At 47.0% G+C, this 24,483-nt stretch carries 20 protein-coding genes; 8 read left to right on the top strand and 12 right to left on the bottom strand.

From position 1 onward, the window contains the following. Positions 1-78 precede the first annotated feature (78 nt). On the bottom strand, positions 79-654 hold the full coding sequence (locus ABWW03_RS16275; protein WP_353410045.1) for a hypothetical protein: 576 nt from the start codon (positions 652-654) through the stop codon (positions 79-81). 493 nt (positions 655-1,147) lie between these two features. Then, positions 1,148-1,927 carry a hypothetical protein gene (locus ABWW03_RS16270; RefSeq protein WP_353410043.1) on the bottom strand — a complete coding sequence of 260 codons (780 nt, stop codon included), beginning with the start codon at positions 1,925-1,927 and terminating at the stop codon, positions 1,148-1,150. Positions 1,928-2,457: 530 nt separating this feature from the next. Here ABWW03_RS16270 and ABWW03_RS16265 point away from each other — a divergent pair. The 6 genes from ABWW03_RS16265 to ABWW03_RS16240 all read left to right on the top strand — a co-directional run bounded on the left by ABWW03_RS16265 (position 2,458) and on the right by ABWW03_RS16240 (position 7,216). After that, positions 2,458-3,543 (top strand): AraC family transcriptional regulator, encoded by a 1,086-nt coding sequence (locus ABWW03_RS16265; RefSeq protein ID WP_353410041.1) that lies wholly within the window; start codon positions 2,458-2,460, stop codon positions 3,541-3,543. A 314-nt stretch (positions 3,544-3,857) separates the two neighbouring features. Then, on the top strand, positions 3,858-4,157 hold the full coding sequence (locus ABWW03_RS16260) for a hypothetical protein (protein ID WP_353410039.1): 300 nt from the start codon (positions 3,858-3,860) through the stop codon (positions 4,155-4,157). Between the two features lie 100 nt (positions 4,158-4,257). Further along, positions 4,258-4,821 carry an RNA polymerase sigma factor gene (locus tag ABWW03_RS16255; protein ID WP_353410037.1) on the top strand — a complete coding sequence of 188 codons (564 nt, stop codon included), beginning with the start codon at positions 4,258-4,260 and terminating at the stop codon, positions 4,819-4,821. Between the two features lie 2 nt (positions 4,822-4,823). Next, a complete protein-coding gene (locus ABWW03_RS16250; RefSeq protein ID WP_353410035.1) occupies positions 4,824-5,516 on the top strand; it encodes a hypothetical protein in 693 nt (230 codons plus the stop codon). Beyond that, on the top strand, positions 5,513-5,857 hold the full coding sequence (locus tag ABWW03_RS16245) for a hypothetical protein (protein ID WP_353410033.1): 345 nt from the start codon (positions 5,513-5,515) through the stop codon (positions 5,855-5,857). The genes ABWW03_RS16250 and ABWW03_RS16245 overlap by 4 nt, the downstream gene beginning before the upstream one ends. 57 nt (positions 5,858-5,914) lie before the next feature. Beyond that, the gene (locus ABWW03_RS16240) at positions 5,915-7,216 is read left to right on the top strand and encodes a tetratricopeptide repeat protein (protein ID WP_353410031.1); all 1,302 of its coding nucleotides are present in this window, start codon (positions 5,915-5,917) and stop codon (positions 7,214-7,216) included. 280 nt (positions 7,217-7,496) lie between these two features. Here ABWW03_RS16240 and ABWW03_RS16235 read toward each other — a convergent pair whose 3' ends face one another. The 3 genes from ABWW03_RS16235 to ABWW03_RS16225 form a co-directional block, all read right to left on the bottom strand. After that, positions 7,497-8,288, bottom strand: coding sequence for a class I SAM-dependent methyltransferase (locus ABWW03_RS16235; protein WP_353410029.1), 792 nt, complete (start codon positions 8,286-8,288; stop codon positions 7,497-7,499). 109 nt (positions 8,289-8,397) lie between these two features. Further along, positions 8,398-9,651: an NTP/NDP exchange transporter gene (locus ABWW03_RS16230; RefSeq protein WP_353410027.1), complete on the bottom strand. Its 1,254-nt coding sequence runs from the start codon at positions 9,649-9,651 to the stop codon at positions 8,398-8,400. Positions 9,652-9,728: 77 nt separating this feature from the next. Then, positions 9,729-10,703: an SDR family NAD(P)-dependent oxidoreductase gene (locus ABWW03_RS16225; protein ID WP_353410025.1), complete on the bottom strand. Its 975-nt coding sequence runs from the start codon at positions 10,701-10,703 to the stop codon at positions 9,729-9,731. 234 nt (positions 10,704-10,937) lie between these two features. Between ABWW03_RS16225 and ABWW03_RS16220 the strand changes: the two genes are divergently transcribed. Together ABWW03_RS16220 and ABWW03_RS16215 are read left to right on the top strand one after the other, a co-directional pair. Then, entirely contained in the window at positions 10,938-12,020 is a 1,083-nt protein-coding gene (locus ABWW03_RS16220) for a sensor histidine kinase (RefSeq protein WP_353410023.1), read from the top strand. Between the two features lie 16 nt (positions 12,021-12,036). After that, positions 12,037-12,708, top strand: coding sequence for a LytR/AlgR family response regulator transcription factor (locus ABWW03_RS16215; RefSeq protein WP_353410021.1), 672 nt, complete (start codon positions 12,037-12,039; stop codon positions 12,706-12,708). Between the two features lie 88 nt (positions 12,709-12,796). Here the strand turns inward: ABWW03_RS16215 and ABWW03_RS16210 are convergent, their stop codons facing one another. The 7 genes from ABWW03_RS16210 to ABWW03_RS16180 all read right to left on the bottom strand — a co-directional run bounded on the left by ABWW03_RS16210 (position 12,797) and on the right by ABWW03_RS16180 (position 24,111). After that, positions 12,797-14,086 carry a cytosine permease gene (locus ABWW03_RS16210; protein ID WP_353410019.1) on the bottom strand — a complete coding sequence of 430 codons (1,290 nt, stop codon included), beginning with the start codon at positions 14,084-14,086 and terminating at the stop codon, positions 12,797-12,799. Continuing rightward, on the bottom strand, positions 14,079-15,767 hold the full coding sequence (locus ABWW03_RS16205; RefSeq protein ID WP_353410017.1) for a hydantoinase B/oxoprolinase family protein: 1,689 nt from the start codon (positions 15,765-15,767) through the stop codon (positions 14,079-14,081). The genes ABWW03_RS16210 and ABWW03_RS16205 overlap by 8 nt, the downstream gene beginning before the upstream one ends. A gap of 10 nt (positions 15,768-15,777) precedes the next feature. Further along, positions 15,778-17,853: a hydantoinase/oxoprolinase family protein gene (locus ABWW03_RS16200; RefSeq protein WP_353410015.1), complete on the bottom strand. Its 2,076-nt coding sequence runs from the start codon at positions 17,851-17,853 to the stop codon at positions 15,778-15,780. A 4-nt stretch (positions 17,854-17,857) separates the two neighbouring features. After that, positions 17,858-18,187: a cupin domain-containing protein gene (locus ABWW03_RS16195; protein WP_353410013.1), complete on the bottom strand. Its 330-nt coding sequence runs from the start codon at positions 18,185-18,187 to the stop codon at positions 17,858-17,860. Beyond that, entirely contained in the window at positions 18,184-18,984 is an 801-nt protein-coding gene (locus ABWW03_RS16190; protein WP_353410011.1) for an aspartate/glutamate racemase family protein, read from the bottom strand. Before ABWW03_RS16190 ends, ABWW03_RS16195 begins: the two co-directional genes overlap by 4 nt. A gap of 81 nt (positions 18,985-19,065) precedes the next feature. Then, complete coding sequence (locus ABWW03_RS16185; protein WP_353410009.1) at positions 19,066-21,294, bottom strand: TonB-dependent receptor; 2,229 nt, start codon at positions 21,292-21,294, stop codon at positions 19,066-19,068. 174 nt (positions 21,295-21,468) lie between these two features. Next, on the bottom strand, positions 21,469-24,111 hold the full coding sequence (locus ABWW03_RS16180; protein ID WP_353410007.1) for a LuxR C-terminal-related transcriptional regulator: 2,643 nt from the start codon (positions 24,109-24,111) through the stop codon (positions 21,469-21,471). Between the last annotated feature and the right edge of the window lie 372 nt (positions 24,112-24,483).

Genomic DNA, 24,483 nt, shown 5'->3' with positions numbered 1-24,483 from the left:
AATGGAAACTTCAGGTCAGGGTAAACTTAAACGTCCGCTTAGGGTCGAAAACAGACTAACAATGAAAATCCACCCACTCTAAAAATGTACACCATCGACGGTGGGCCCTCGGCAGTGCCCACCAACTCGCACTCTAATAACTGACTCACCACCTGCCGGCACATTGGAAAACTCGCTCGGCTTTCTCGAAATGCCCGTGATGAAGTAATTTTGGATTCGGTCTGATAGGGTATGATCAGTCATGGCGATGTAAGGTTTGAGGGAGCACTGTAAGGCCTTTTGTATCGGCTGGCAGGGCCTCGGTTTCAGTGCTTTGAGGATCACTCCATAATCGTAGCTATCACCGGCAAAGGATGTTGGCTTTGGCGTCAGGACCGCAAACACCCGCGCACTGGTAGTCCACGTCAGGTCGAGAATCAAACGGTAGGCTGGGTGTTTCTTGGCGTCGAGTAGACGCTGGATTTTAGGTTTGAGCAGATACAACAGCTCAGTATCGATAGTATTCGGGGTAATAGACCGCTTGGCAACCAAGCGACCCCGATCAATCTGTACCGGCAGGATCGGTAAAGTGGTTACCGATACCTCTAGCGAGCGAAAGAGTCTCTGGAGACGAAGTGCGAAAAAACCTTTATCGCTGTATCTTTTTTGTACCATTTCATCCTTGAACTTGGGTGCACAATAAGCCCTATTATAGACAGAGCCTTTCCATATGGGCAACACTGTTTCCCATATAAGATCAGGGGCTTATCTTTTCTCCAGAAGCACGCTCCAAAATATGCATAAATAGTGCAGAAGACCGTTTTCCGGCGCGATAAGCCTTTCCTGTTGTTCGCCGAATTCCACATACGATAAGGGCAGTAACTTGAGTTGTCTGGGTATGCTTTTGGTAATCAGCCTGGGTGATGAGCACCGAACAAGGGCCTCTTCTACACTTGAACAAAAAGTCGCCCTCCCATTTACAACATGAAAGGACATAAAGAACGTTGAAAGCTCGCAAACGCCTCTCTCTGTCATTCCCTGAATGACAGATAATTAGCAAACCGGTGGCGATTCAAAGTAAGGTTTGATATGAGTTCCACTTAGGAGGAACTCACTTTCTTAAAGCCCGCACTGCTTTCAAAAACATCACCATGTAACGACACTTCGCTCACGACTTTTTTACCCTGGTAGCAACCAATGACAGCATCGCGAAAACCAAGGCTATCTGTAAAGGCAGTGGTAGTACTGGTACCGATTGAGCTTGAGCATTTGGCGAGTTGGGCACTCCAGTAGCACTTAGGCTGTACCATGCTCCTGCTCTATTATTCAATGTGGTCCCTGGAGCTCTTGACGTAATCGCAATCTCACCTGGGTTGCTTGCAGGCAAGCCATCACCAAAGCCACTGCTGGTAACCGCTGGGTCAGTTACTTGACCGTAAAAGAATCCAACCTGCCCCTCGCCCGCGGCGACGCTATAGGCGTCTGCTCTGATTACGAGCTGAAAAGTACTTCTAACTGTATAGTTCTTATCAAAGTGCCCGAGATCAACATAAGTCACAATGATTTGATGGGGGGTAGAGGTATTTAAGTAGATAAGAGAGGCGGCATCTGAACTGGAATCAAGATCAGTAAATGAGCCCGCAATCATTGGGGCAACAGCCTGTGTATTTAATGGATCCGCGCTAAAAGAGGTTCCCCCCATACCGAAAGTAACATAGCCGTTGCTACCAATGTACAAACCACTATAGCTGTTACCAAAGAAATTAATGCTGGAACCACCGGGGAAAGATACCGGGCCTTCAAAGCAATCATCACAGTTACTGACCGTAACCAGCGCTGCGCCAAAATCGTTAGTATACAACTGCGCATGTGAGTAGGACGAAAACACACTCGACGCGAGTATAAAAGCGATAAACAAATTGATTTTGGCTGAAAATAGTTTGAGCATTGCAGTCCTCTGTTTACTTAACGATCAATCACTTAATATTTTATGGAAGACAAATTTTTGTGTCTTAGCCAGGCTTTGGCAGAAAACGATTTGATCCACTCTCCACCTAAACTTGGTAATCACTTCGAGTGCTCAACAGATCACCGGTGCCGGTTACTCCTGTCCTGCCTGTTTAATCCGGGCGCCATCATACGTAAATTCAACGGAATTCCGATGACCCTAGCGAACAACAACAAGTAACATTTTCGCTCAGCTGAATATTGGCACGGGTCAGCAAGGCTGAAGCTGAAAGGTTTATGGCGTATTACCAGGCTTTTGCCGGACCAATTGATACAAAAAGATACATTCCGAAGTAAAACAAGGATAAATTTTTACTTACAATACGATCGCCTATATTGACAACTTGCCAAATAGGATTTCATTACCCCCCCTTAGATAATGAAGCGCTGACATTGTCAATGCAGCCTGAAGATAGTGCATAACGAATAATTGGATAAGCTTGTAGCAGGTAAATTGTGGGACCCTATTTTGTGAGTGCTAGCGAGCTAGCGGATTTAATTAAAGGTTTCGGATCGGCGGGTGGAGACGGGGATACAAACCTTGAAAAAACATTAACGGGTGACGTAAAGGTCTGTTCTCGAAACACAAAAGGAGACACAGAATCATTAAAGTCCAAAAAAGGGCGGCACTCGAATCAGGATGAGTTAGTTGAATTAGGTCAGGCTCTTCAAATGATTGCCCGGCATCAAGATCAAACTCTTGATGAAAGCCATATGATATCGAAAAGAAAGCTCAGTAAAGGAAGTACTCGGCTTATATTTTCGGCATTACAAAACTGTAAAACCATAGAGGATGGATTGTTTTGCCTGGCGGAGAACTATAACATTTTGCACGGCGGCCAGTTTAATCAGGTGATCAAGGACGACAAGACCATTAGCTATTGTGTGGATGACCGCAACTTTCACTATAAGGAGAAAGCGGTTCCGCTGGCAATTGAATTAGCGCTTTTAGGTATTCATTGCACCCTATCCTATTTATGCCGCCGTCCGCTGAACGTCGTGCGATTTCAAAGTAAACGTGTAACGCCCCCCAAATATGATCATCATTTGGACATATTTCAAACTGAATTGGGCGTGGATCACGGTCAATATGAGCTAAGTTACGATATTAGCCAAGCAAAACTTGATATTCAGCACCCCTCTTTCGAAGACATTCTGGATGTTCAAGAGCATCATTATCAGTACTTTTTGGAACTCATGCAGCAAAGCAAGAAGTCGAATTTTCTGGAATGTTGTAAAACAAAAATACTTAACGCCAGTGCCAACTTCTCTTTGGTAGAGCAAGACCATATTGCCGAGGATTTCGGCATGAGCGTAGCAACACTAAGACGCCGATTACGAGAACATGGAAGCAGTTTTCGCGAGATCAGGGACGATTGTAACAACAAACTGGCGAGTGAGTATTTGGTAAAAGGGCATGATATTAAAAAAGTTTCTGAGCTACTGGGTTATAGCGATGAGAGAAGTTTTTCTAGAGCTTTCAAACGCTGGCATGGAGTATCACCCTCAACGTTTATGAAAGATGGCTACCCTGTGCTTGAATGTCGATTGCCCTAAGCTTCATAGGCGTTTCCAAGCCATTACCGGCATTAAGTCGAATGCGGTCTCGAGACATAAATCACGTTCTCGCCAGAAAAACCAACCTCATTAATCATACTCCTCTTCCAACAACAGCAGGGTCAGTGTTACTCGTTAGGTGGAATCAAGATTTAAGGTAAATAACGGCACCGAAACGATCAAGCTCGAACATCGCCTTTCTGTTTTGCAACCGATTCATTGATGAATCCGTCGATAGTAGTGGGAGTAATATTAAAACTCCTATTGGCCGGTCGAATAACTCGATCGGAATTCAAACTGACAAGGTTATTACTATGAAAACACTGAAAGTAAGCCTAATGGCACTGACTTTATCTATGGCAATTCCTGTTCTTGCAAATGAAGAGCTTCCTACTGACCCTGGTAGCATCATTTCTCAGTCTGGGATATCCAACGATGACGTTCTACCAACTGAGCCAGCCGACATTATCGCTCAATCTGGTGTACCAGAACTCAATAAAGATTTTACCGGGATCCCTGAGCTGAAAGGCATCGAACAAGAACAAGCTCTACAGCTGGATGATCTGGCTGGCGCCAAAGGCGGGCTGCTGAAAACCAAGAAAGTCGTTAAATAGGCAGACCGCATGTTCAGCAGCATGGCCCACGCCATGCTGCTATCAAAAAGAATAGTTACTCAGTGCAACCTTTTCTGCATCACTAACGTCGACAGTAAGTATGAATCAGATTTTTAGGTTTTTGAGTCTAGGTCGACGTAAACAATCCATTGAAGAATCGTTAAAGCCTCACTTGGAAACATTATATAGACAGGCCTATCGTTATGTCTCGAATGAGTTCGATGCAGAGGATTTGCTGCAAGATGTTCTTTTGGATTTTTTCCGAAACCAAGACAAAATTGAATGTATTGAAAATACTGGAGCTTGGTTAAATAGGTGTCTATATCATCGATTTGTCGATCACTATCGTCGCGAAGGCCGAAAACCCTCCATGAATGATATTGATGATCCCGAGCTGCAAGCACACTTACACGGTGATCTGCTTGATGAGCAACAGTATTTTGAACAACAACTTATTAAAGGGCTCGATCTGTTGAGCATGCATCAAAAAGCAGTTATTACCCTACATGACCTGTGTGGATTTACATTACCGGAAATAGAGAAAACCATGTCTCTCCCTATAGGCACATTGAAATCTCACCTGCATCGCGGCAGAAAGGCTCTACAGAGACACTTAGAGCTAGAGCCCACCATGTTACAGCGCTATGCAATAGAGGAAAGATGATCATGAGTTGCCGCTCAGTAGAAGATTTTTTGTGCAGCTGTGGACTGGCTGATTTAGACAGAATCCGGGATAGCTTACTCTACCCTCACATTAAGAACTGCACTCATTGCCAGGCTGAGTATCTCCAAACAAGGGGTTATTTAGAACTTATGCAGTCGGTTAAAGAACCCATTTGGAATGCGGAAAAAGAACAAAGATTGCTTGCCCCTTGGAAAACAACGACTCAAAAAAGTGATCGTGAAAAACTAAACTTTTACAGAGGCTTTGCGCTGGCGTGCCTATTGAGCTGGAGCCTTGGCTTAGGATATTTTCTATTCCAGCATGAGCACCGTGCACACGACAATCCTGCCACATCGCATTGGCAGGGAGTAGATCAGACCAATGTATCCATTGTCATCGAAGTCCCTTCTCCAATGCAACAAGCGGAGCTATCGTTACAATTTCCTAAAGGTCTACGTTGGCAAGGCTTAGAGAAAATGCCCACCGTTGCTTGGCGTGTAGATTTAGCGGCAGGAATGAACATATTGGATATTCCCGTAGCATTCAGTATGGATATGATAAAGGATAAGCGCCAAAATATATTGGTAGGCATTCAATATCAAGAAAACAGTCGGAACTTTAGTCTGCCAGTTCGCGTTTCCTCTCATTTGGAAACCGATTCCGTTCTAGCCCCCCAAAATGCCATTTCACTGTGAAGCTTGAGGTTCACCTGATCATGACGTATGCATCGAAAATCGTTCGCTTGGCTTTCTTTATCTTCTTGTTATCGCCTTGCTCTCTCGCTTGGTCCGCGGAAGGCAAAGAGCCAAGTAGCGACAAAGTGGATTTAGACGAAATAAAAATAAAGCTGGTCTCTAAAGACAGCATCAGCGGGAAGAAGATATCAGGCCCCAAAAAACAACTGCTAAAGCTGAAAATGATGGCTGACGCCGACAACCTTAAGATGAGGCCAGAATCACTAGGTGGAGACAACGTAGACCTGATCAACCTAGGCCAAACAGAACCAGGTGAATTAATTTCCAACAAGATTAAGTAGTCAGAATAATCACAATAGATAAGAAATACGCCAACCTTATTCTCTAGAGAAGTTTACATGAATATGAAACTATGCGTTCTCGCATGCATCATTGCGTGCGCTCCCCCTGTTTGTGCCTCAACAAACGACCCATTCCATTTGGCCACCCAGGCTTTTAGTGAAGGCAACTATCAAAAAGCCGCCGAATCTTTCTTGGCATTAACCCAAACTGACGACAGCAGCGAAGTTCGATATAACTTGGCAATTTGCTACTTCAAACTAGAACAATGGCGTGAAGCCCAAAAACTATTGTTGGACTTAGTGCGCGAGCATCCTGAGGACGACTTGATCAGTTACAATTTGGCTATTACCGAAAAGAAACTCGGAAATACTATTTCCGCCAAAAAACGCTTTGCCTCTTTAAGCCTAAAATCACTTGATGAGGAAATATTGCAATTGTCCCGAAGACAGTTAAAAAACCTGCCCCAGACCGACAATCAGTTTCTTGGAAACGAGGGTTCAGGAAAATGGAGCATTGGTGCAAAAGCTCAAATGGGAAGCTATGACAATCTACTGACCCCATCGAGGGAAGAAAACTCAGGAATTAGCGACTCCATATTTGAGACTCAGCTATACTTTCGCTGGCAAGACAATGAACATAGTAATGATAGATGGTTAGTTACCGCGTTCGTTTACCAATCTGAATACGAAAAAACCAAAGACTACAATGCTCGGTTTGCAAAAATAGACGTAAGAAAATATTTCCCTATTACAAACGGCTATATTCACACCGGAGTGGCCATTGACTCAAGCCAGCTAGATCACAGTGGTTATCTTCAAAATGTTTCGGCCGATATCGGAGCCATTAAACGACTAGGACAGTCTTCATACTGGAGTGCCAATTACCACTATAGGGATATCAGCAGCCTCGGCGACGAGTATAATGTTTTCGATGGGAACTTACAGAAGCTTAAACTCGCACTAGGGCGTCACCCTAGCGCGACATGGGATTGGGAATTGAATTATCAGGTGATTGATGAAAACCGACAAGATTCCAATCAAGCGCCATTCTTCTTCAGAAGTTACTCCCCTATACGCCATAGCATTGGTGGTAGAGTACGCCTTTACCTTGGTAATTTTGAGCTCGGTTTGAACCTTGACTATAGAGACAGCAACTACCGGAAAGAAAACTCTGATTTTGGTATCGTTAATACACTGAGAAAGGATAACAATATCAAAGCCCGATTAAAACTTGAATGGTCCCTCTCTCCGCAATGGTCTGCCACTGCAGAATATGGCTACACTGATAATGATTCAACAATATCTACCTATATTTATGACCAACAAGTAATTAAAGTGGGATTATCCTGGCAATTGTAGTCAATATTAGTGCGCTCAAGTTGCATCAGATGATTAAACATGTCATCGCATAATAATAGTCTGGTATTTAATCAAGCTTTGGTGAAATTTAGACCAATAACAATTTATGGTTTCAAATTCAGGGCACTTTGTCTTCACATTAGCGTATAGTGTTGAAACCATAAATTATCTTCATTTACTATCGTGTGATGTCATTGCTAATCCACATGACCCATTAACACTTGTAACAGCGTATCATTTTCCCAGCATCGATTATTTTACTTCAAATAATACGGGCCATTCATTCACCAAGAGAATCCGAACTTCGTTTCTTAAAACGCCATACAAAGCGATCTGTACGTCCTCGCCATTTAGGAGAGAACACGGAATCAGTTCTGGGATCATTGGGGTTCGACAGAATATCACTGCTGGAATTCAGCACAAAACCAGATTGAGTTAATTCTGTCATCACCATACTGTCATGTATACGATGCAAGCTTCGGCTAACCTGATCGCTGTCTTGAGGCCTGGCATGATGATCGATTAACAGCAAAGTACCTTCTGGCTTAAGCAAATCAAAAAGACGGCGATTCATTTCCATTCTGTCTTCACCTGTCCAATAGGTATCGTGGTAATAGAGTACCATCCAAATCTGATCGACTTTCTCAGGCAGCTGAATCTCATCCAGTTTTTGAACGGAATATTGCACATTCTTGCGGGCATCCATTTCTTGATATTCAGTAAAGAAGTTACGAATCCTGGGTAGATGCTCAAAGGCCCGCGCCGGGTCCACAGCGTGTACGGTGCCATCATCGCCCACCACTCGAGAAAGAAGCGCTGTGTAATACCCTTCCCCTGGAGTAATTTCCAGCACACTGTCATTGGGTTTGACTTCGGAAAAGAGAAGTACCTCAAGAGGTTTTCTCGCCGAATCCCGTGCCCGAGCCTTTTCAAGACGAGTTGAGTCTTGCACGGCCGCCTGCACCACTTTCAATGTGCTTGTATCAATAATGGTATGATCGGCATAAGAGACTTGAGCAATAACTGCTGAGATCATCCAAATAAGTAACACCGCAGGCTTGTGTTTAAACATAGAATCATCCAATTGGTTTCCTGAAAGTACAGAGCCGCACAGGGAAAAGGCTTCATAACGACCACACCTTCATGAGTGCTTTCCTGAATACTTTCGTACAAATCCAGCATTAAGGTGCCGACGTTAAAGAAGAGCTACCGTTTGAATAGCCACTGTCTCGACCACCCTCTTCGCCATCAGAGTGGGAGCGCTCATACAAACGCCCGAGCCGAACACCAAGTCCTGCCCAAATAGCAGCGATACCCGCAGCAATACAGGAAAGCGCCCCAAGCCCGAGACCAGCGCCATCTGAGAGCAGTGCAAACATTGAGGCACTGACCGCATCACCACCTCGATAGACAACAACATCAATAACCGGCTTAGCTTTAAAGCGCTCTTCCTGGCTAACTTCAGTGAATAACATTTCACGAGCAGGCCGAGTAATGGAGTAATTCCCCACTCTACGCGCAATTTGAATACCCAATAAAACAGTTACCCACGGCGCAAAGGCCAAGATGCCCATGCCAAGCACTAATAGCAGAGGAACGCTCGCGAGGGTTAGCCCCATGCCCAAGTACTTAACCATTCTGCTGGTAAGAGCAAAGGCAAAGACAAATGTCATCAGGTTTACAACCCAATCAATACCGCCCAGTATTTGGGTGCGTTCAGGTCGACTGAATTCAGCCAAGATGTTTTTTTGTTGAAAATACATAAACGAGCTGAGAAAGACGTACAACAAGATAAACGCCGCGATACCCAGAAGATAACGATTATTCAAAACACCGGAAAATCCCTTCCACCAAGCGCCCCCTATGACCTGATTATTATTTTTTTGATGATGAACTTCGTTCTTGTCAACACCCTGGGCCCCATTCAAATATATCGCAATGGGAATCGCCAATAATAGCGTGATCGCAGCAATGAGCATTAAATTGTCTAAACCCATGGAGTGGCTGAACAACAGTGGCACCGTAGGGCCCAAAATCGCTCCCGCGCTGGCGCCGGCACTGATAAATGGAAATAGCCGCTTGCTCTGTTTTTGCGTAAAAATAGTGCTCACGAAACTCCAAAACACAGACAGGTTCAGCAAGCTGAACACGGTCACCCAGAGATAGAACCCTTTTTCAAGAAGAACAGGGTCTTCAAACAAGGGCGTAACACAATAAAATGACACAAAACTAAAGGAGAAAAATCCATAGATAACCGGTGCCAGCTGCCTTAAGGTCATTCGGGATACCGCAAAGCCATACAAGGCTACAACCCCTACCGTTAAGAAAAACTGAATGTTCCACAGCATGCTGACTTCTGAATCACTCCAGTCACTTGCCATGGCGTCGCGCACCGGGCGCAATATGAAGTAAGCCATCATTAGAATGAGCGCCATGAAAAATGCTGCTAGCGCAGACTTCTGTTCATGAGGTCTCATGAGCGTAAGCAAGGATATCGTCCGTCTAAGAGAAGTCATTTTTCTGTCCGAATCAAAAGTGACTGAAACATTTCAATTAATTCCTCATCCTGAAGGCTAAACTCGTGATTTCGATTAAGCTCAATTACTTTTTGTAGAGAGCGTTTAATCGCGTAGTCGGACTCCCTTTTGTTCGGTGTTACCAAGTATCGAAATTTTGGTTTTTCTACCGACATAAAATCTAAAACCGCATTCGCCACCGGGGCTGGCGAGGCATGATGCGAGCGGTCAGACTGAACAAATGAGGCCAGTTTAGCGATTTCATCACGGTACTGGGTTTTACGCTTTCCTTGATCAATGGATTGCAAACGTCTCTCCATATTTTTCATGATGTTGGATCGGAAATTTCCGGGCTCTACAATGCTGACTTGGACATCAAACTTCTCCATTTCCTTGGCGAGCGCTTCGGAATAGGCCTCCATTGCATGCTTACCCATGCTATAAGGTCCGAACAATCGGCCTGCGAATAGGCCGGAAACAGACCCAATCGTCGTCATTCGTCCCTGGCTTTCGATGATGAGAGGCGCAAATGCTTTGCTGACTCGATATGGGCCCATCACATTGACGTTGTTGACGAAGTTCATGTCATCTTCGGAAATCTCGATTAGCGGGTCGTAGACAAAAACGCCGGCATTGTTGACCAAACCATACAAACCTCTACCTGCCGCTTTAATCTGGGTAACTGCTGCGTTAATGTCTTCATTCTTCGTAACATCCAGGCGAACCCCTTGCATGTTTTTCAGCTTACTTAACGCTGCAATGTCTTTTTCCTTACGAGCCCCTGCATACACAAAATACCCATTATCCGCTAAAGTCAGGGCTATTTGATGACCAATCCCGGAAGATGCGCCGGTTACAAGAACCGCCTTCTGGGAGCGTTCATCACTCGCATTCTGGGCGAGGGAAAAGCTTGTGGTTGTACTCAAAAAGATAATCGATACAAATGTTATGGTGCGAATCAAAAATGGCATGGTGACCTCCAGCAACTAAGTGAGAGGGCACCATAAATACATACCGATTATGGGAGTGATTTTGTAGACGAAGCTTGAGCTGTCCTCGCCCAAGCCTTATCGCGATGAACTGAAGGGGTTGGTCGATGCGTATCTGGGCTTCGTCGACTGAGGCATCGGCTTCAGCGACGGGAGATGTCAGATTGTGCCGATTTAGGTATAGTGCTGCTTTGATTCTGGCATCTGGTTGTCACTGTGAGTAGGTCTAAGATAGAGCTTCAGAAACTGCCTTTACTTATTGGGTTTTGGGCTGTGGTATTTATGGTGAACCTGGGGCCTGAATGGCAACGCTATTCATCGATTCGAGAAGGCATTGAAGTTGCCGGTCTCGCCACTGTTTTACAATGGCTGGTAGCCGCTATCGCTTTAACGTTCTGGGTACCTCTCCTTCTGGATAGAAACCGCCTGTTTGCTTTTGTAACATCAATGATTGCGACGGTTTTTTTTGCATCGGAAATTTACGTACTCGTCAGCTATCTGTACCTTGAGGCGAGCTATCCAAGCACATATGGTGCCTTTTATCTGGCTAACTTATCCGATTTATCCATATGGCAACGGCTGGGACTCTCCGGAACGATTAAATACATCGTACTTGGGAAGTGGCCAATGTTGCTGTTCCCTTCAGCTTTGCTGATTTCTGCCAGTTTCTACCAGAGACAAAAGCAACTGTTGGAATTACGTGAGCAAAAACAAGCCGCTGAACTTCGAGCTCTGAAAGGACAACTCAATCCACACTTTATCTTCAACACCTTGAACAACATATACGCCTTGGCGCTGTGTCGTTCCGATCAGACAGCGGTCGCCGTAGAGCGCCTTTCTGGTATTCTAGACTATGTTCTCCATCACACTCACGACAAAACCGTCTTGGTGACAAAAGAAGTGCAGATGATCAGCGACTACATCGCCCTCGAGAAGCTGCGTTTCGGAGATCGAGTGAATGTTTCATTTCATCACGATGTCAGCGAGCTTCTTAGCGTTGCACCATTGCTCTTACTGACTCTGGTCGAGAATGCATTCAAGCATGGCACCAGCCAGGAACTGGGACAATCAAAAATTGATATACGCCTTTCAGCCAAGGCTGGTGAAATTGATTTCGAAATCAACAACACCAAGCCCAAAACTCAACAGGCCAGGCCCGAAAACCCTCCCATAGGATTGGAAAATCTGAGAAAACAACTTGAACTGCTCTATCCGCACTCTCACCGTTTGACACTGAATGAAACCGAAAGCCGATATACCGCCAAACTGACCATTCAAACACCCAAATGCCATGACTGATAAACGATACCAATGCTTGATTGTTGATGATGAGTCCCTGGGGCGAGACCTGATCGCCGCACATATACAACAACTGCCTCAATTCGAAATTGCTTCCATGTGTTCCAGTGCGATAGAAGCCAGTCAGGTTTTGAGCCAGAAGCACATAGACCTAATGTTTCTGGATATTGAAATGCCCGTACTCAAAGGTACCGATTTCTACGGGAGCCTTGCACACAAGCCAAGGGTTATTTTCACAACCGCTCATCGCGACTATGCACTGGATGGATTTGAGCTGGAAGCAGTGGACTACCTGCTTAAGCCAATTACTTTCTCTCGATTTTTCAAGGCGATCGAGCGCTTCTTGTCTCTACAGGTACCGTCCGTATCAACCCCGTCGGAGAACAGCACACATATTTTTGTCCGCTGCGACCGAAAAGACGTAAGGATCAATTTTGATGAAGTGCTGTATGTTCGCGGCCTCAAGGACTATGTAGAGGTTCATACGGAAACAAAAAAGTGGGTGGTTAAAAGCACGCTCTCTGCTTTTTTAAAGAAACTGCCCCCCTCTTTCATACAAACCCATCGTTCCTACATTATCAACCCTGCACACATCTCAGCCTATACGAAACACGACGTTGAGATAGGCAGTGCAGAAATCCCCATTGGGGAAACATTTTTAGGTGAGGTGATGAAGAAAATTCTGTAGCCAGGCAGGCTTCCAGCCTGCCATTTAGCTCAACAGGCCTGTCTGGCATCATTGGCGGGCATTCGAGTGTGGTCACCTTCCTGATATTTCACCTTTCGGCCTGAAATACTCGCTTGGCCAGAGCCTTCTTGGACCAACTAAGCGTCGAATACAGTACACACGCAACAATCAGGGAATCGATAGCGGAAACGGACACTAAACTCACCGCATGATTCTGGGAGAGCCAGCCGAATATGATGGCTCCTATCCAGGCGGAAAATGCGACGATGTTAAACGACGCTTCTTGACTCAATGAATTGACATCACAGTGCCCGCGACGAAACAGTAAAACTTCAATTGCATAAATTCCCGCCACCGGTGGAATAGCGATTCCCAGCAATAACAGGAAATCGACCAAGTAGGCTTGAGCATTCAGGAACGCCAGCACGGTTCCCAAGAAACCAATCATCACAATGATTTGCCACAAGTGTACTCGCGTAAAAATGGTCGCCACTGACAGACTGGAAGAGTACAAGGAAAGTACATTGCTAGACCAGGAACCAAGCAATAGCAACACAAATGCGGGAACGCCGATCCCCAGAAGAATCATTATTTTGACCAGGTCCTGTTCACCCGTCGCCACACCGGGTACGGCAGATAGCAACATAACAATGGGGAAAGAAATGCCTAATGCAAAAAACACGGCCCACATTGCATGACGATCATTCTTCGCGAATCGGCTGTAATCGGGCTGAATCACAACCCCGACAATATAACTACCAATAACCGCCGAAACAGCCTGACTGAAACTCAGCGCCGACTGTTGGGTATGTAACATTTCCGAAAGAGGTCTGGTTTCCGTTGCAAGTAGAGCCGCATACAGTAAAAACAACAGCATGATGGGGACAAGCATCAAGGCCAATTTGTCTATGCCCTGAAAGCCAGCGATGCTCACCGCACACATGAGCAAACTGCCGATAACAATATACCAGGCATGCTGAAAGCTATAACCGCTAAGGTCGAACACCATCGAATCCATTGCTTGAGCGAACACATTCATGGTTACGGCGTACCAACCTAACAATGAAAGGGCAATAATGAGATTGACGATCTTCGCACCACGCTTCCCGAAGGCAAAGGCGACCAACATATACGTGGATAAATGACTGCGAGACCCAGACAAACTCGTGAGCGCCCCCAATCCGCCCAATACCAGGCAACCCATTAAAAAGGCGGGCCCAGCCTGGGCCAGGCCCAGGCTGCTGCCCAATTTGGCGGACATTAAATACACAGGGATGCCAATCGTGCCGCCAATAATCACAAGCGCAATATGAACCCCAGATAAAGTTTTTTCCTGCGGTACCGGTTCGCGGGAAAAATCTTCCCGGGTGTTATCCATTGAAGCCGCCCTGCTGAGCATCAAAACCGTAGTCGCGCTGAGCTTGCTCGGCAGTGATGTAACCATTCTTAATATCGGCGGCAATTTTTTCAGTCGGACGTCGGCTCGGCTCACCAAAACCGCCTCCGGTTCCCGTGTATAAACGAATCACTTCGCCTTTTTCCACAGGTATCGTGGTACACATATGGTGTCGTTCTTCACGGCCATCTTTGCGTAGAATAAGCGCGTAGTTATTGGAACCCTGCTGACCACCCTGCATCGCCCAAGGACGAGTTACTGTTTGCGAAGCGGCATACGTCAGATAAGCAACATCAGCGGTGACCTCATAGTCCAGTACCACCCCTTTACCACCGCGAAACTCTCCAGCGCCACCATCCTCATTGTGAAACGCGTATTGCTGAATCTGTACGCCGTACCGGTTCTCAAACAGCTCTGCTGGAATATTAAACGTTTCACCATTGGCACAACAGAATTGGCCACTGTCACCATCCATGTCCGCACTGGCGCCCCAACCACCGACCAGGGGTTCGCCCATCACAAACAACTCACCATTATCCGGATGCTCACCACTGATAAACGTGGCTCCTACACTGCGTTGATGACCCGCAGGTAAACGATCCGGCACTACCGGAGCCAGGGCTTGCCACATCACATCAATTGCAGCAATCAAAGGCTCGTAATACAAAGACACGGGCGCAGGAGACTGGGCGCTGACAACCGTTCCCGGAGGGCAGATAATATCGAGTGCACGGAAGCATCCTCCATTGGCGGGAATTTCCGAATTGGTTACCGCCTTGAACAGACAGCGGGCACCGGTCACCAATCCCGTGTAAGAACAATTAATCGGCCCCTCGGCCTGAGGATCGGTGCCAGTGTAATCCACCGTCATGCGCCCATCTGCGATGGTGACTTTCACTCGAATGGTAAACGGTCCGTTCCCCAAGCCATCTTCTTCCACAACGCTTTCCGCTTGATACTCGCCTTGAGGTAATTTCAACAACTCGGTTTGAGTCATTCGCTCACCGTAGTCCAGCAGCTCATCCATGGCATGTAAAACCTGAGACTTATTGTATTTCTGCATCAGCTCGCCGATGCGTTTGGCGCCTACGCGCGCCGCAGCGACTCCCGCATGCATGTCACCCAACGTGGATTCCGGTAATCTCACATTGGCTTCGATCAGGCCCACCAGCGACTGATTAATGTCCCCACGGTTATATAATTTCAAAAACTTGAAATGCAAACCTTCCTGATAAATTTCAGTCGCACACGTCGACACACTACCCGGCTGGGCACCACCCACCTCTGTCCAATGTGCTTTATTGACAGTGAAAGCCACCAGCTCGTCGTCAAAGAAAACAGGCAGAATTATAACAACGTCCGATAAGTGAGTTCCCCCGCCGTGATATGGCGAGTTGGTGATGATGACATCACCGGGCTCAATATCGCCCTTGTTAGGGTAGTGCTCTAAACAACTTTGCACGGCTGTGTCCAGGGTCGCGAGAAACGCGGTCACGCCATTTCCCTGGGCCAGCAAATTGCCTTTTGCATCGGTTGCTCCAACCGCAAAGTCCGTTGTTTCATAGATGATCGGGCTCATGCTGGTGCGCACCATGGCATTGAACATTTCATCACCCAACGCCACCAGTGAATCTTTGATAATTTCTGTCGTAAAGATATCCATTGTTCGCTCCTTACTGTTCAGCTTGCTGCAGGTGGATAATGTAATTGCCGTAATCATCGACTTCCGCTCGATGGCCCGGTGATATCACCAGTGTCGCCGAGGGTTCTTGAATGATTGCCGGACCGCGGAAACTCATACCCGGCTCCAAAGCCAGACCATCATATACGCAACTGTCGTGGCAACCGTGCTGATCAAAATCCACCATGCGCTTATGCAATAAAGTATCGGCTAAGGCTCTTCCCTGAATGGCTTTCTTGGCAATGTCCGGTTTAGGCACTTCGACCCGGGCAATAAGATGGAAGTTAACCAATTGCACGTCGGCATCCAAGCGGTAGGTAAAGCGTTTAAGGTGTGCTTGATGGAAATCATCTACCGCCGCGGCGAGGTCTATGCCACCATCCTTGAGCTTGGGCAATGCTATTTTCACAGTATGTTCTTGGCCCTGATAACGCAAGTCTGCCAAGTGCTCAAACACGAGATCCTGATTCTCACCCACCTGATCCTGACTGTAGTCCTCCACCGCTCTTTGCTGCAGTTGCTCAAAACGCGCATGAATAGCCGCGGCATTGTCTGCGTTCAGCCCCATCGGCTGGGTTTGCAAATAATCGCGTCGCAAATCCGTCAGCAACATGCCCCAGGCAGAAAATACCGACGAGTTCACTGGGACAATCACTTTGGGTACTTTTAATTCCTCCGCCAATGCCACGGCATGCATAGCGCCACCGCCACCAAAAGCGACCAGAGCAAAATCGCGAGGGTCATACCCTTTGTTGGTTGAAACCAATCGCAGAGCATTGGTCATATTGGCATTCGCAATGCGGACGACTCCGCGTGCGGCCTCTTCCAAACTGACGTCCAACGTTTCCATGATGGGTGCAAACGCCTGTTCCACTGCAGACATATCCGGTTCAACCTCACCACCGACAAAACACTTTTTGTCGATGCGCCCGAGAATGAGATTAGAATCCGTCGTTGTCGGCTTATTGCCCCCACGGCCATAAGCCGCTGGCCCAGGCATGGCACCCGCCGATTGAGGGCCTACATGAAGCTTCCCACCTTCATCTGTCCAGGCAATACTGCCACCACCATTACCAATTTCTACAATTTCTGAGACCGGGGTTTGGATTGGATACCCCGGCGATTTCTCATCTCGTTCGATGTAATATTCCGTGGTGACTTTGACTTCAGCATTTTCGATCAAGGCGCATTTTGCAGTGGTGCCACCAATATCCAAAACAATCAGATTGGGCTCGTCGATTTTCTTACCCAGATACGCCGCCGCAAAGATGCCACTCGCCGGGCCCGATTCAACCATCGTGATAGGGTTGTTCTTCGCGCTGTGAACGGTCGCAATCCCCCCATTTGATTGCATCATATAAGGTTGGTGTTTAAAGCCATCTTTCGCCAATTTATCCTGTAAAGATTCGATGTATTTTTTAGCAATGGGATGAACATACGCCGACAATACAGTGGTGTTGCTTCGTTCGTACTCACGCCATTCTCGTGAAATATCACTCGAAGCCAATATGGACACTTCTGGCCACAGTTTCTGGATGGCCGATACGGTTTTGATTTCATTCTCTGAATTGAGATAGGCGTGCAGAAAACTGATCGCGATGGCTTCGACACCTTCCGACTTCAGGTATTCAATCATTGCCGGTAACTCAGAAAGATCGACTGTTTGCTGAAGTTCGCCCTTATGATTCACACGCTCTGGAAGCTCCAATCGCAAATAACGGTCGACAAAAGGCTTGGGCTTTCTGAAATTGAAATTGAACAAGTCCGGGCGGTTACCACGCGCAATTTCCAAAACATCCCGAAAGCCTTTGGTCGTGATCAACGCGGTTTTAACACCCTTTCGCTCGGTGAGCGCATTGATAATAACGGTAGAGCCATGGGCAAAGAAACCTAACGCTTCAGGATCAATACCGGCCTTGTGGATCGCATTCAGAACCCCTTGTTCAAAATTGGGGGGCGTTGTGTCCGCCTTGGCAACGCTGACTGGGCCACTTTCTCCGGTTGCTTCATCGTAGTTGTAGTACACCAAGTCGGTAAAAGTACCGCCTACATCGCTTGCTGCTCGCATGGTATTAAGCTCCTGGGCCAAATAAAACGTAAAACACTTTTCCGCCGGTACTGGAACTGGAAGCGTGGGCTTCTCCAGCCGGAATATAAGTCACATCACCTGCTTTACAGGTAAATACGCCTTCTTCTGTTTCCAGAGTGAACTCTCCTTCCAAAATGATGGAGATTTCATCTTGTTCATGAGCGGCCATCCCCTTTGCTGGGTGACGTAAGGCCATGGGAAAACCGGCAACACCGACCTGAAGATCATGGCTTTTCTGTTTGCCGCATAAGGTAAACAATTCAGCAATATCCAGGCTGTCAGTGCTGATATTTCGAGTTGGATAAATTTTCATAGCTTTTCTTTCAATAAGTAACGATTACCAATAGGAGGAGATTGATCAAACAAACCAAAAGATTGAATCAACTCCTCAGGAGGGGCTGCACTGGTCCATTGACGACTGGGGCGCCATTGAAACTGTCTTTTTAAACTGCCCATGAATTCCGCCGCCTTGAATGCGGCAACGATAGGGTCAATGACCGGAACCTCCAGTTCTCGCTGTACTTCTTCAAACAAACCGAATGTACAGGTACAACCCAAAATCAGAGCTTCAGCTTTGTCTTCCTCGATGGCTAAGCGGCCTGCATCGATAATCTTCTGTGCGGTGTACTCACAGTCCTTTTGCAAGTCCGGAACAGCGATATCAATGGACCGCATGGAAGCAAGCCGAGAACCGTAGCCATAGGCGTGAATGCACTCACTCATTTGAGCTCGCCATTTTTCCTGACCTATGATCACCGAAAAATTATTGGCCAAGTTTGCCGCGAGCTGGACACTGGCCTGACAAGGACCGATAACGAGTGCATCACCGGAAATCTCCCGAGCATCTTCCAGTGCCGGATCGTAGAAACAACCGACCACCGCCGCATCAAAGCCTTGCTCTCCGGCATAACGCGCCGCACGTACTGTGTCAGCAACCGTCATCGCTTCAAAGGTTCGATACTCCAAGTTGTTCAAAGGAACATCACCATTGAAGGAAATGACTTCCACCTCAGTACCGGGCAAACGGATGCTGTCAATAAATTCACCCATGGGCAGATCATAGGCATCCACATTGATGGGGTTTATCCACAAAATTCTGGTATTAGCCATAGCGTTCACTTTCTTCAGGCAAGCCGATAGCCCTGGATGGCTCCAATGACTATCGTTTACCTTATTGAGGGATTTCAGGTTTTAAAAGTTGTACTTAAAGTCAACATGCCAAGTACGCGGCGCGGCGGGGTGAGCGAAACCACCCAACACCCATTCTGAGTTATACGCCTTGTCGGTCAGATTCTTGCTGGCCGCGGTCAGGGACCATTTCCCATCGATGGCTTCGATCCCCATTCTGGCGTTGACCAAATTCAATGCACTTCGGTCAGTCGAATTTTCCGGATCCCAGAATTGGGCACCACGACGCTCATAATCGATGCGAGCGATAAAACCAATATCGTCTGTGATCTCGGTGCGGTATTGTGCGCCCATATTGAAAGTATTCTCAGCAATATACGGTGCTTCATTACCAACTGTGGTTGGATTCAATGTATTTCGCTGGATTTCACTGTCGGTGTACCCAAAGCCAGCGTACACGTCCAGACCTTCTGACACACTGAAAGCCGCCTCCAGTTCGCCACCAATCAAACGGACATCATCAATATTGACCAAGACCTGAGCACCCACGGCACCCACAAATACAAAATACAATGGATTGGTTTTCGTATGAAAAATACCGGCGTTTAAACGCAAGCGATTGTCCAACAATTCAGATTTGATTCCTATTTCAGCTGTTTTGGTGACTTCCGCATCGACTTGATCACTTACACCAATAACGCCGGCACCGGCGGCGGCCGCCGCGACACCAAACTGATTAAACTGACCGCTTCGGAAACCTTCACCGTATGAGGCGTAAACATTGGCATCTTCGCCCAGCGCATAACGAACAGACACTTTAGGTTGCAGTTTGCTGTAGGTTTCTTTTTGCTGGCAGGCCTGGGAATTATTTAGGGTGCAACCAGCAGGCAAACCGGCCGTATTCAACGGTGAAATATTCTGCTCTCGTTTGTCTTCGTCATAGCGTAATGCCAGAGCTATTTCCAAATCTTCGCTGATGTCATACGAGACATTACCAAACAGCGCCCAAGCTCGGTTATCGTTGTCATCGGCAATGAACGACAGGGTTGGGTTAATTGCACTATCAAATCTTGGCGTTCTTTCAATACGTTCGATACCCAAGCGATTATCATCACCAGTCGTTGTGGAGATAAAACGCTCTGTATCGAGGTAATACGCTCCGACCATCCACTGCAAGGGGGACTCATCGTTAGAGGCCAGACGAGTTTCATAACTCCAGGCACTGACATCGACAAACTGAGTTTGGCTGCCATCAAATACGCCAAATACATCGACCTCATTGGTGTAAGGAAATTGATCAGCTTCACCGTATTCGGTCACTTTGTTGTAGGAGAAAATATTGGTAAAACTCAAACCGTCTGTGTCGTAATCCAGTTTGATTGACAGCTCATCAATTTCACGTTCGTTATACCCCAGATTGTTGGCACAAAATTCTCGTGACACTGAGTCCGCGTCCGGCGTCGGGCCACCAAAAGGATTACTGGTATTACAGCTGTCGCCATCAAACTCTACTGGCTGAAACTGGAAGTTGAGGCCGCCGCCCTCTGTGCGCACGGTGCTGCCTCGCAGTGTTGCTGTGAACTGATCAGAAATATCCCACTGTAGAATGCCACGGAATGTCTTGTCTTCAATTCCGTCGACTTTCTGCCCCAGCTGCTTATTGTTTAAGTAACCATCAATGTCCTGATAGCGTGCCGCCACACGATACTTCAGGGTGTTCTCGATGATTGGGCCTCCAAAAGCCGTGGTGACCGCGAACTCATCACCTTTACCCACGGTGGTTTTAACAAAGCCTTCAAACTCATCACTCGGTTGATTGGAGCTGATCAGAATCGCACCACCGGCCGCATTTCGGCCGTACAAGGCGCCCTGCGGCCCTCGCAGCACTTCGATCGACTGCATATCAATCATGGACTGTGTAAGCTGACGATTATTGATCTGCAAAACGCCGTCCACCACGACCGCTACCGGCGCTTCACCATTGCGCACCTGGGAAATTCCGCGAATGGTCATGAACGACACTCCGGCACTCTGCGAGTTCGCCAATGTGACGTTCGGAGACAACGCCAGAAAGTCATCAGCAGTTTCAATGCGGGAATCTTCGATAGCTTGCGCCGAGAAGGCGGTTTCTGAAATAGGCACATCTTGTAAGCTTTCGGCACGCATACGTGCGGTAACCACAATTTCCTCAAGGGCGAGGCTGTTTTCTTCGCTGACAGCTTGGGCTATGGCATTTTGACCACCACCGATTAGGGCAAGCAAGGCGAATGCTCCAATTCGGGTATTTGACATACTGATCTCTCCAGGCAAGTAGTGTTGTTATTGTTTGCGAAGCCTATTATTGGGAGGGTGGAGCGAGACGACAACGAACGAGAAGGGTAGCCAGAGGGGTTTTATGTCTAGGTTTTCAGCCTGCCCTACTGAAACCTACCCTTTTGGGTAGGTTCATCGTTCGAAACAGCCGTTTTAATCCAGTATTCCTTGCTCCCTGGCGGCAATCACAGCCTTGGTACGCTTATCAACGCCGAGCTTGCTGAAGACGTTCTTGAGATGAAATTTGACCGTATGTTCAGTCATTTCCAAAGCTCGGGCGATTTCTTTATTGGATAGGCCCAGCTGGAGCTGCAATAGCACTTCCATTTCCCGGCTACTCAGCAATTGCTGTTGCTGCAAACTGTGTTTTTTAAGCTTTCTGGCCTGATCACTGCATTGTTGAAGAAAGTTCAAGCTGAGGCGGTCAACGGGCAATTCCTGGCTATAGTTATTGGCTGCAGCAATCAAGGCAATCGCATGTTCGTTACGAATAAATGGCCGCATAATGCTTTCAGGCCACGCCAAGCTTGCAGCCTCGAAAAGATATTGGGCGGCAACATTCGATTGCTTACGATGAAATTCCAACTCAGCTTTGAGCACCAGGCAATTCACCAAGAAGCATTGGGCACCGGCTTCTCGGCAGCGTTGTTCCATGAACTGGAGACACTGCTCTGCCTTGTGAAAATCCCGTTTGTGTAAATACCAATGAACCGCCATCGCCCCAAAATACTGCATCGGCCGCCAGCTCAGCTCCGACGCCCCTTCGAATAGATTTCGATGCTGATGGAGAAGACGCTCGGCATGAAGCTCATTGTTTTCGAGAATAGCAAGACTGAGCTGACAGGTATCAACAAAAATCTGAAGGCGTTGATTGAGCCGTTCATCAACGACGTTTTGCACTCGACTGACAAGATTCCTAAGCAGATCTTCCTTTTTTTCCTGCCAGGCCCTCGCCAGCAATAACTCATAGGCAGCAATATAAATTTCAAACCAGCCATCATAACTTTCAATATGCTGAAGAACCTTTTCAAACCCTTGCAGGTCTTCATCCAGTTCTGAACGCCAGTCTTTCAGCGAATAGATCAAGATATCTGCCAAGTATTTCAACCCTGAATCTGAACCAAAGTTCTCATCGGCCATTGCCTGCGCTTCCCGACAATAGGCTTCGGATTGGCGGAGGCTACCTTGGTAAAACGCCAGCGTACCCAAGTGCAAATAGCAGTAGTTCGTCCCCAAAATACTCTGTGCTTGGCGCATTTGCTGAGTCGCCTGTTGAATATGACTGATACTGTCGCTGAATTTGGAATCCGCCATCAAATAGAGGGACAAGGAGCAATTCAGAACACCATCAAAAATACTGTCCTCACCGCTTAAACGCCTAAGTTCTGACGCCTTTGGACGCTGTAGGTATTTTCGGCTAATGCTGAAATCATCTTCATAATTGCCTTGCAACACTTCTACGATGGAGTGGTCTCGCTCAAAGATTTGGCGCTTGTCCAGAAAATCGATACTGCTGACGATTTTATTCGCTCGAGCTTGCTCGAGATAGTCACGCGACAAGCGAATTTCACCTTCTTTTTGACACAGATATGCCCGAGCCACCTGTAAGCGCGGATGCTGTTTGAGTTGCTCTTCACTGAAGTATTGCAATAAGCGCCTTAAGAACCCAATGCCACCATACAGAATCAGTTCCCAACCACCAGCCTGCTCAATCAATTCGGCGGCATGGTCAAAGTCGCTCGCCAAGCAGGCATGGCGCACAGCCTCGATCAGATTATTGTCTTGCTCAAACCAGCCACTGGCTCGCAAATGCAACCTGGTTACCTGCTCCGGGTACCGCAGTTGTAACTGCTCACGAAGAAAATCCGAAAACAGGTGATGATAGCGCAGCCATTGCTTACCTTCGTCGAGCGGCACAAACAGCGTTGCGATACTGCTGGTTTTTTCCAGCTTGTCAAAGCCATCAGCAACGCCGCTCAATGCTTGACCCAAACTGTTATTCACTCGCTCCAAAATAGACGTGGTCAACAGAAACTGTTGCACTTCAATGTCGCATTTATCAAGGATCTGCTGAGACAGGTACTCCGATAAATGGCTACTCGTACCAGAATAATTAGCGAGCAAATCCTCCCGATTACTGCCGTTGGCAATAGCCTGACGTAAAAGCTGGATCGTCACCGGCCAGCCTTCCGATTTTTCCAGCAGGGACTCAATCTGCACCGCAGCCATATCCGGCCCCATTATCAACTGCAGCTCCTCACTGTTAAAACGCAGCTGTTCAGGGCCAAATTCAAGGATTTGCCCTTGGGATCGCAAACGGCTAATGTCCAAGTCAGGTTTTTCTCTTGAGTTGATGATCAAATGAAAGTTATCACTAACATTCGCCAAAAGCTCATTCACAAATTGATCAACGCTGCTGGAATTGAAACGATGATAATCATCCAAAATCAAAACCGTATTTGAACGGCTGTTCTCGATACTGGCCAGCAACAACGCCAAACAAGCCCTTGGAGAAGTATCCGACAAGCCCTGCTCCGCTAGCATCTGCAAACGCCCAAGATCCATACCTGCCGAAATCAATGAAAAAATCAGATAACACACCAGATTATTCACATCACCATCGGCCTCATCCAAGGTAAGCCAGGCCACTTGATTGCCTTCGGCCAACAGTTGTTGGCGCCACTGGCTGAGCAAAGTCGTTTTACCGAAACCTGCTGGTGCCGTCACCAGACAGAGTTTTTGCTGAAACCCTTTATTTAAGGCGTTGATCAGGTGTGGACGATCAATAGTAGACACGTGATGCCTTGGGGGCATCCACTTCGCCGATATCAACCAACTCGGTAGTTCATTAGACATTGGAGGCATGTATACAACACATTACTTTGAGTTATAGTTCAAAAGCACACAATCAAATTCCGCTGCCAATCAAGCCTCCAGTGGAAGGCTTCACTTAAATCAAAACACCAGTACTTAAGTGCAGTCAGATTCATTCGGGTCAACAACGAACACCTTGAATAATAAGCCGCTACATAATGCATCAGCCGTTTTTAGTGCACTTATTTTTACAAGGTTTTGCTCTTTTTCATATTACTCTAGCACGTGGAAAATCCAATATAAATTTCTAAAGAATCCCTTTTTGTCGCCGATAAAGGCCTTGAGCCAAATGCT

Origin of the sequence: Pseudoteredinibacter isoporae, from assembly GCF_040372805.1 — a bacterium.
Classification (GTDB): domain Bacteria; phylum Pseudomonadota; class Gammaproteobacteria; order Pseudomonadales; family Cellvibrionaceae; genus Pseudoteredinibacter; species Pseudoteredinibacter isoporae_A.
This window is presented reverse-complemented; position numbering and strand designations above follow the sequence as displayed.

Excerpts from the sequence above, each read along its gene's own strand:
- ABWW03_RS16275 (WP_353410045.1), bottom strand. The coding sequence starts at position 654 with ATGGTACAAAAAAGATACAGCGATAAAGGTTTTTTCGCACTTCGTCTC.
- ABWW03_RS16270 (WP_353410043.1), bottom strand. The coding sequence starts at position 1,927 with ATGCTCAAACTATTTTCAGCCAAAATCAATTTGTTTATCGCTTTTATA.
- ABWW03_RS16260 (WP_353410039.1), top strand. The coding sequence starts at position 3,858 with ATGAAAACACTGAAAGTAAGCCTAATGGCACTGACTTTATCTATGGCA.
- ABWW03_RS16255 (WP_353410037.1), top strand. The coding sequence starts at position 4,258 with ATGAATCAGATTTTTAGGTTTTTGAGTCTAGGTCGACGTAAACAATCC.
- ABWW03_RS16250 (WP_353410035.1), top strand. The coding sequence starts at position 4,824 with ATGAGTTGCCGCTCAGTAGAAGATTTTTTGTGCAGCTGTGGACTGGCT.
- ABWW03_RS16240 (WP_353410031.1), top strand. The coding sequence starts at position 5,915 with ATGAATATGAAACTATGCGTTCTCGCATGCATCATTGCGTGCGCTCCC.
- ABWW03_RS16235 (WP_353410029.1), bottom strand. The coding sequence starts at position 8,288 with ATGTTTAAACACAAGCCTGCGGTGTTACTTATTTGGATGATCTCAGCA.
- ABWW03_RS16230 (WP_353410027.1), bottom strand. The coding sequence starts at position 9,651 with ATGGCGCTCATTCTAATGATGGCTTACTTCATATTGCGCCCGGTGCGC.
- ABWW03_RS16225 (WP_353410025.1), bottom strand. The coding sequence starts at position 10,703 with ATGCCATTTTTGATTCGCACCATAACATTTGTATCGATTATCTTTTTG.
- ABWW03_RS16210 (WP_353410019.1), bottom strand. The coding sequence starts at position 14,086 with ATGGATAACACCCGGGAAGATTTTTCCCGCGAACCGGTACCGCAGGAA.
- ABWW03_RS16205 (WP_353410017.1), bottom strand. The coding sequence starts at position 15,767 with ATGGATATCTTTACGACAGAAATTATCAAAGATTCACTGGTGGCGTTG.
- ABWW03_RS16200 (WP_353410015.1), bottom strand. The coding sequence starts at position 17,853 with ATGCGAGCAGCAAGCGATGTAGGCGGTACTTTTACCGACTTGGTGTAC.
- ABWW03_RS16195 (WP_353410013.1), bottom strand. The coding sequence starts at position 18,187 with ATGAAAATTTATCCAACTCGAAATATCAGCACTGACAGCCTGGATATT.
- ABWW03_RS16190 (WP_353410011.1), bottom strand. The coding sequence starts at position 18,984 with ATGGCTAATACCAGAATTTTGTGGATAAACCCCATCAATGTGGATGCC.
- ABWW03_RS16185 (WP_353410009.1), bottom strand. The coding sequence starts at position 21,294 with ATGTCAAATACCCGAATTGGAGCATTCGCCTTGCTTGCCCTAATCGGT.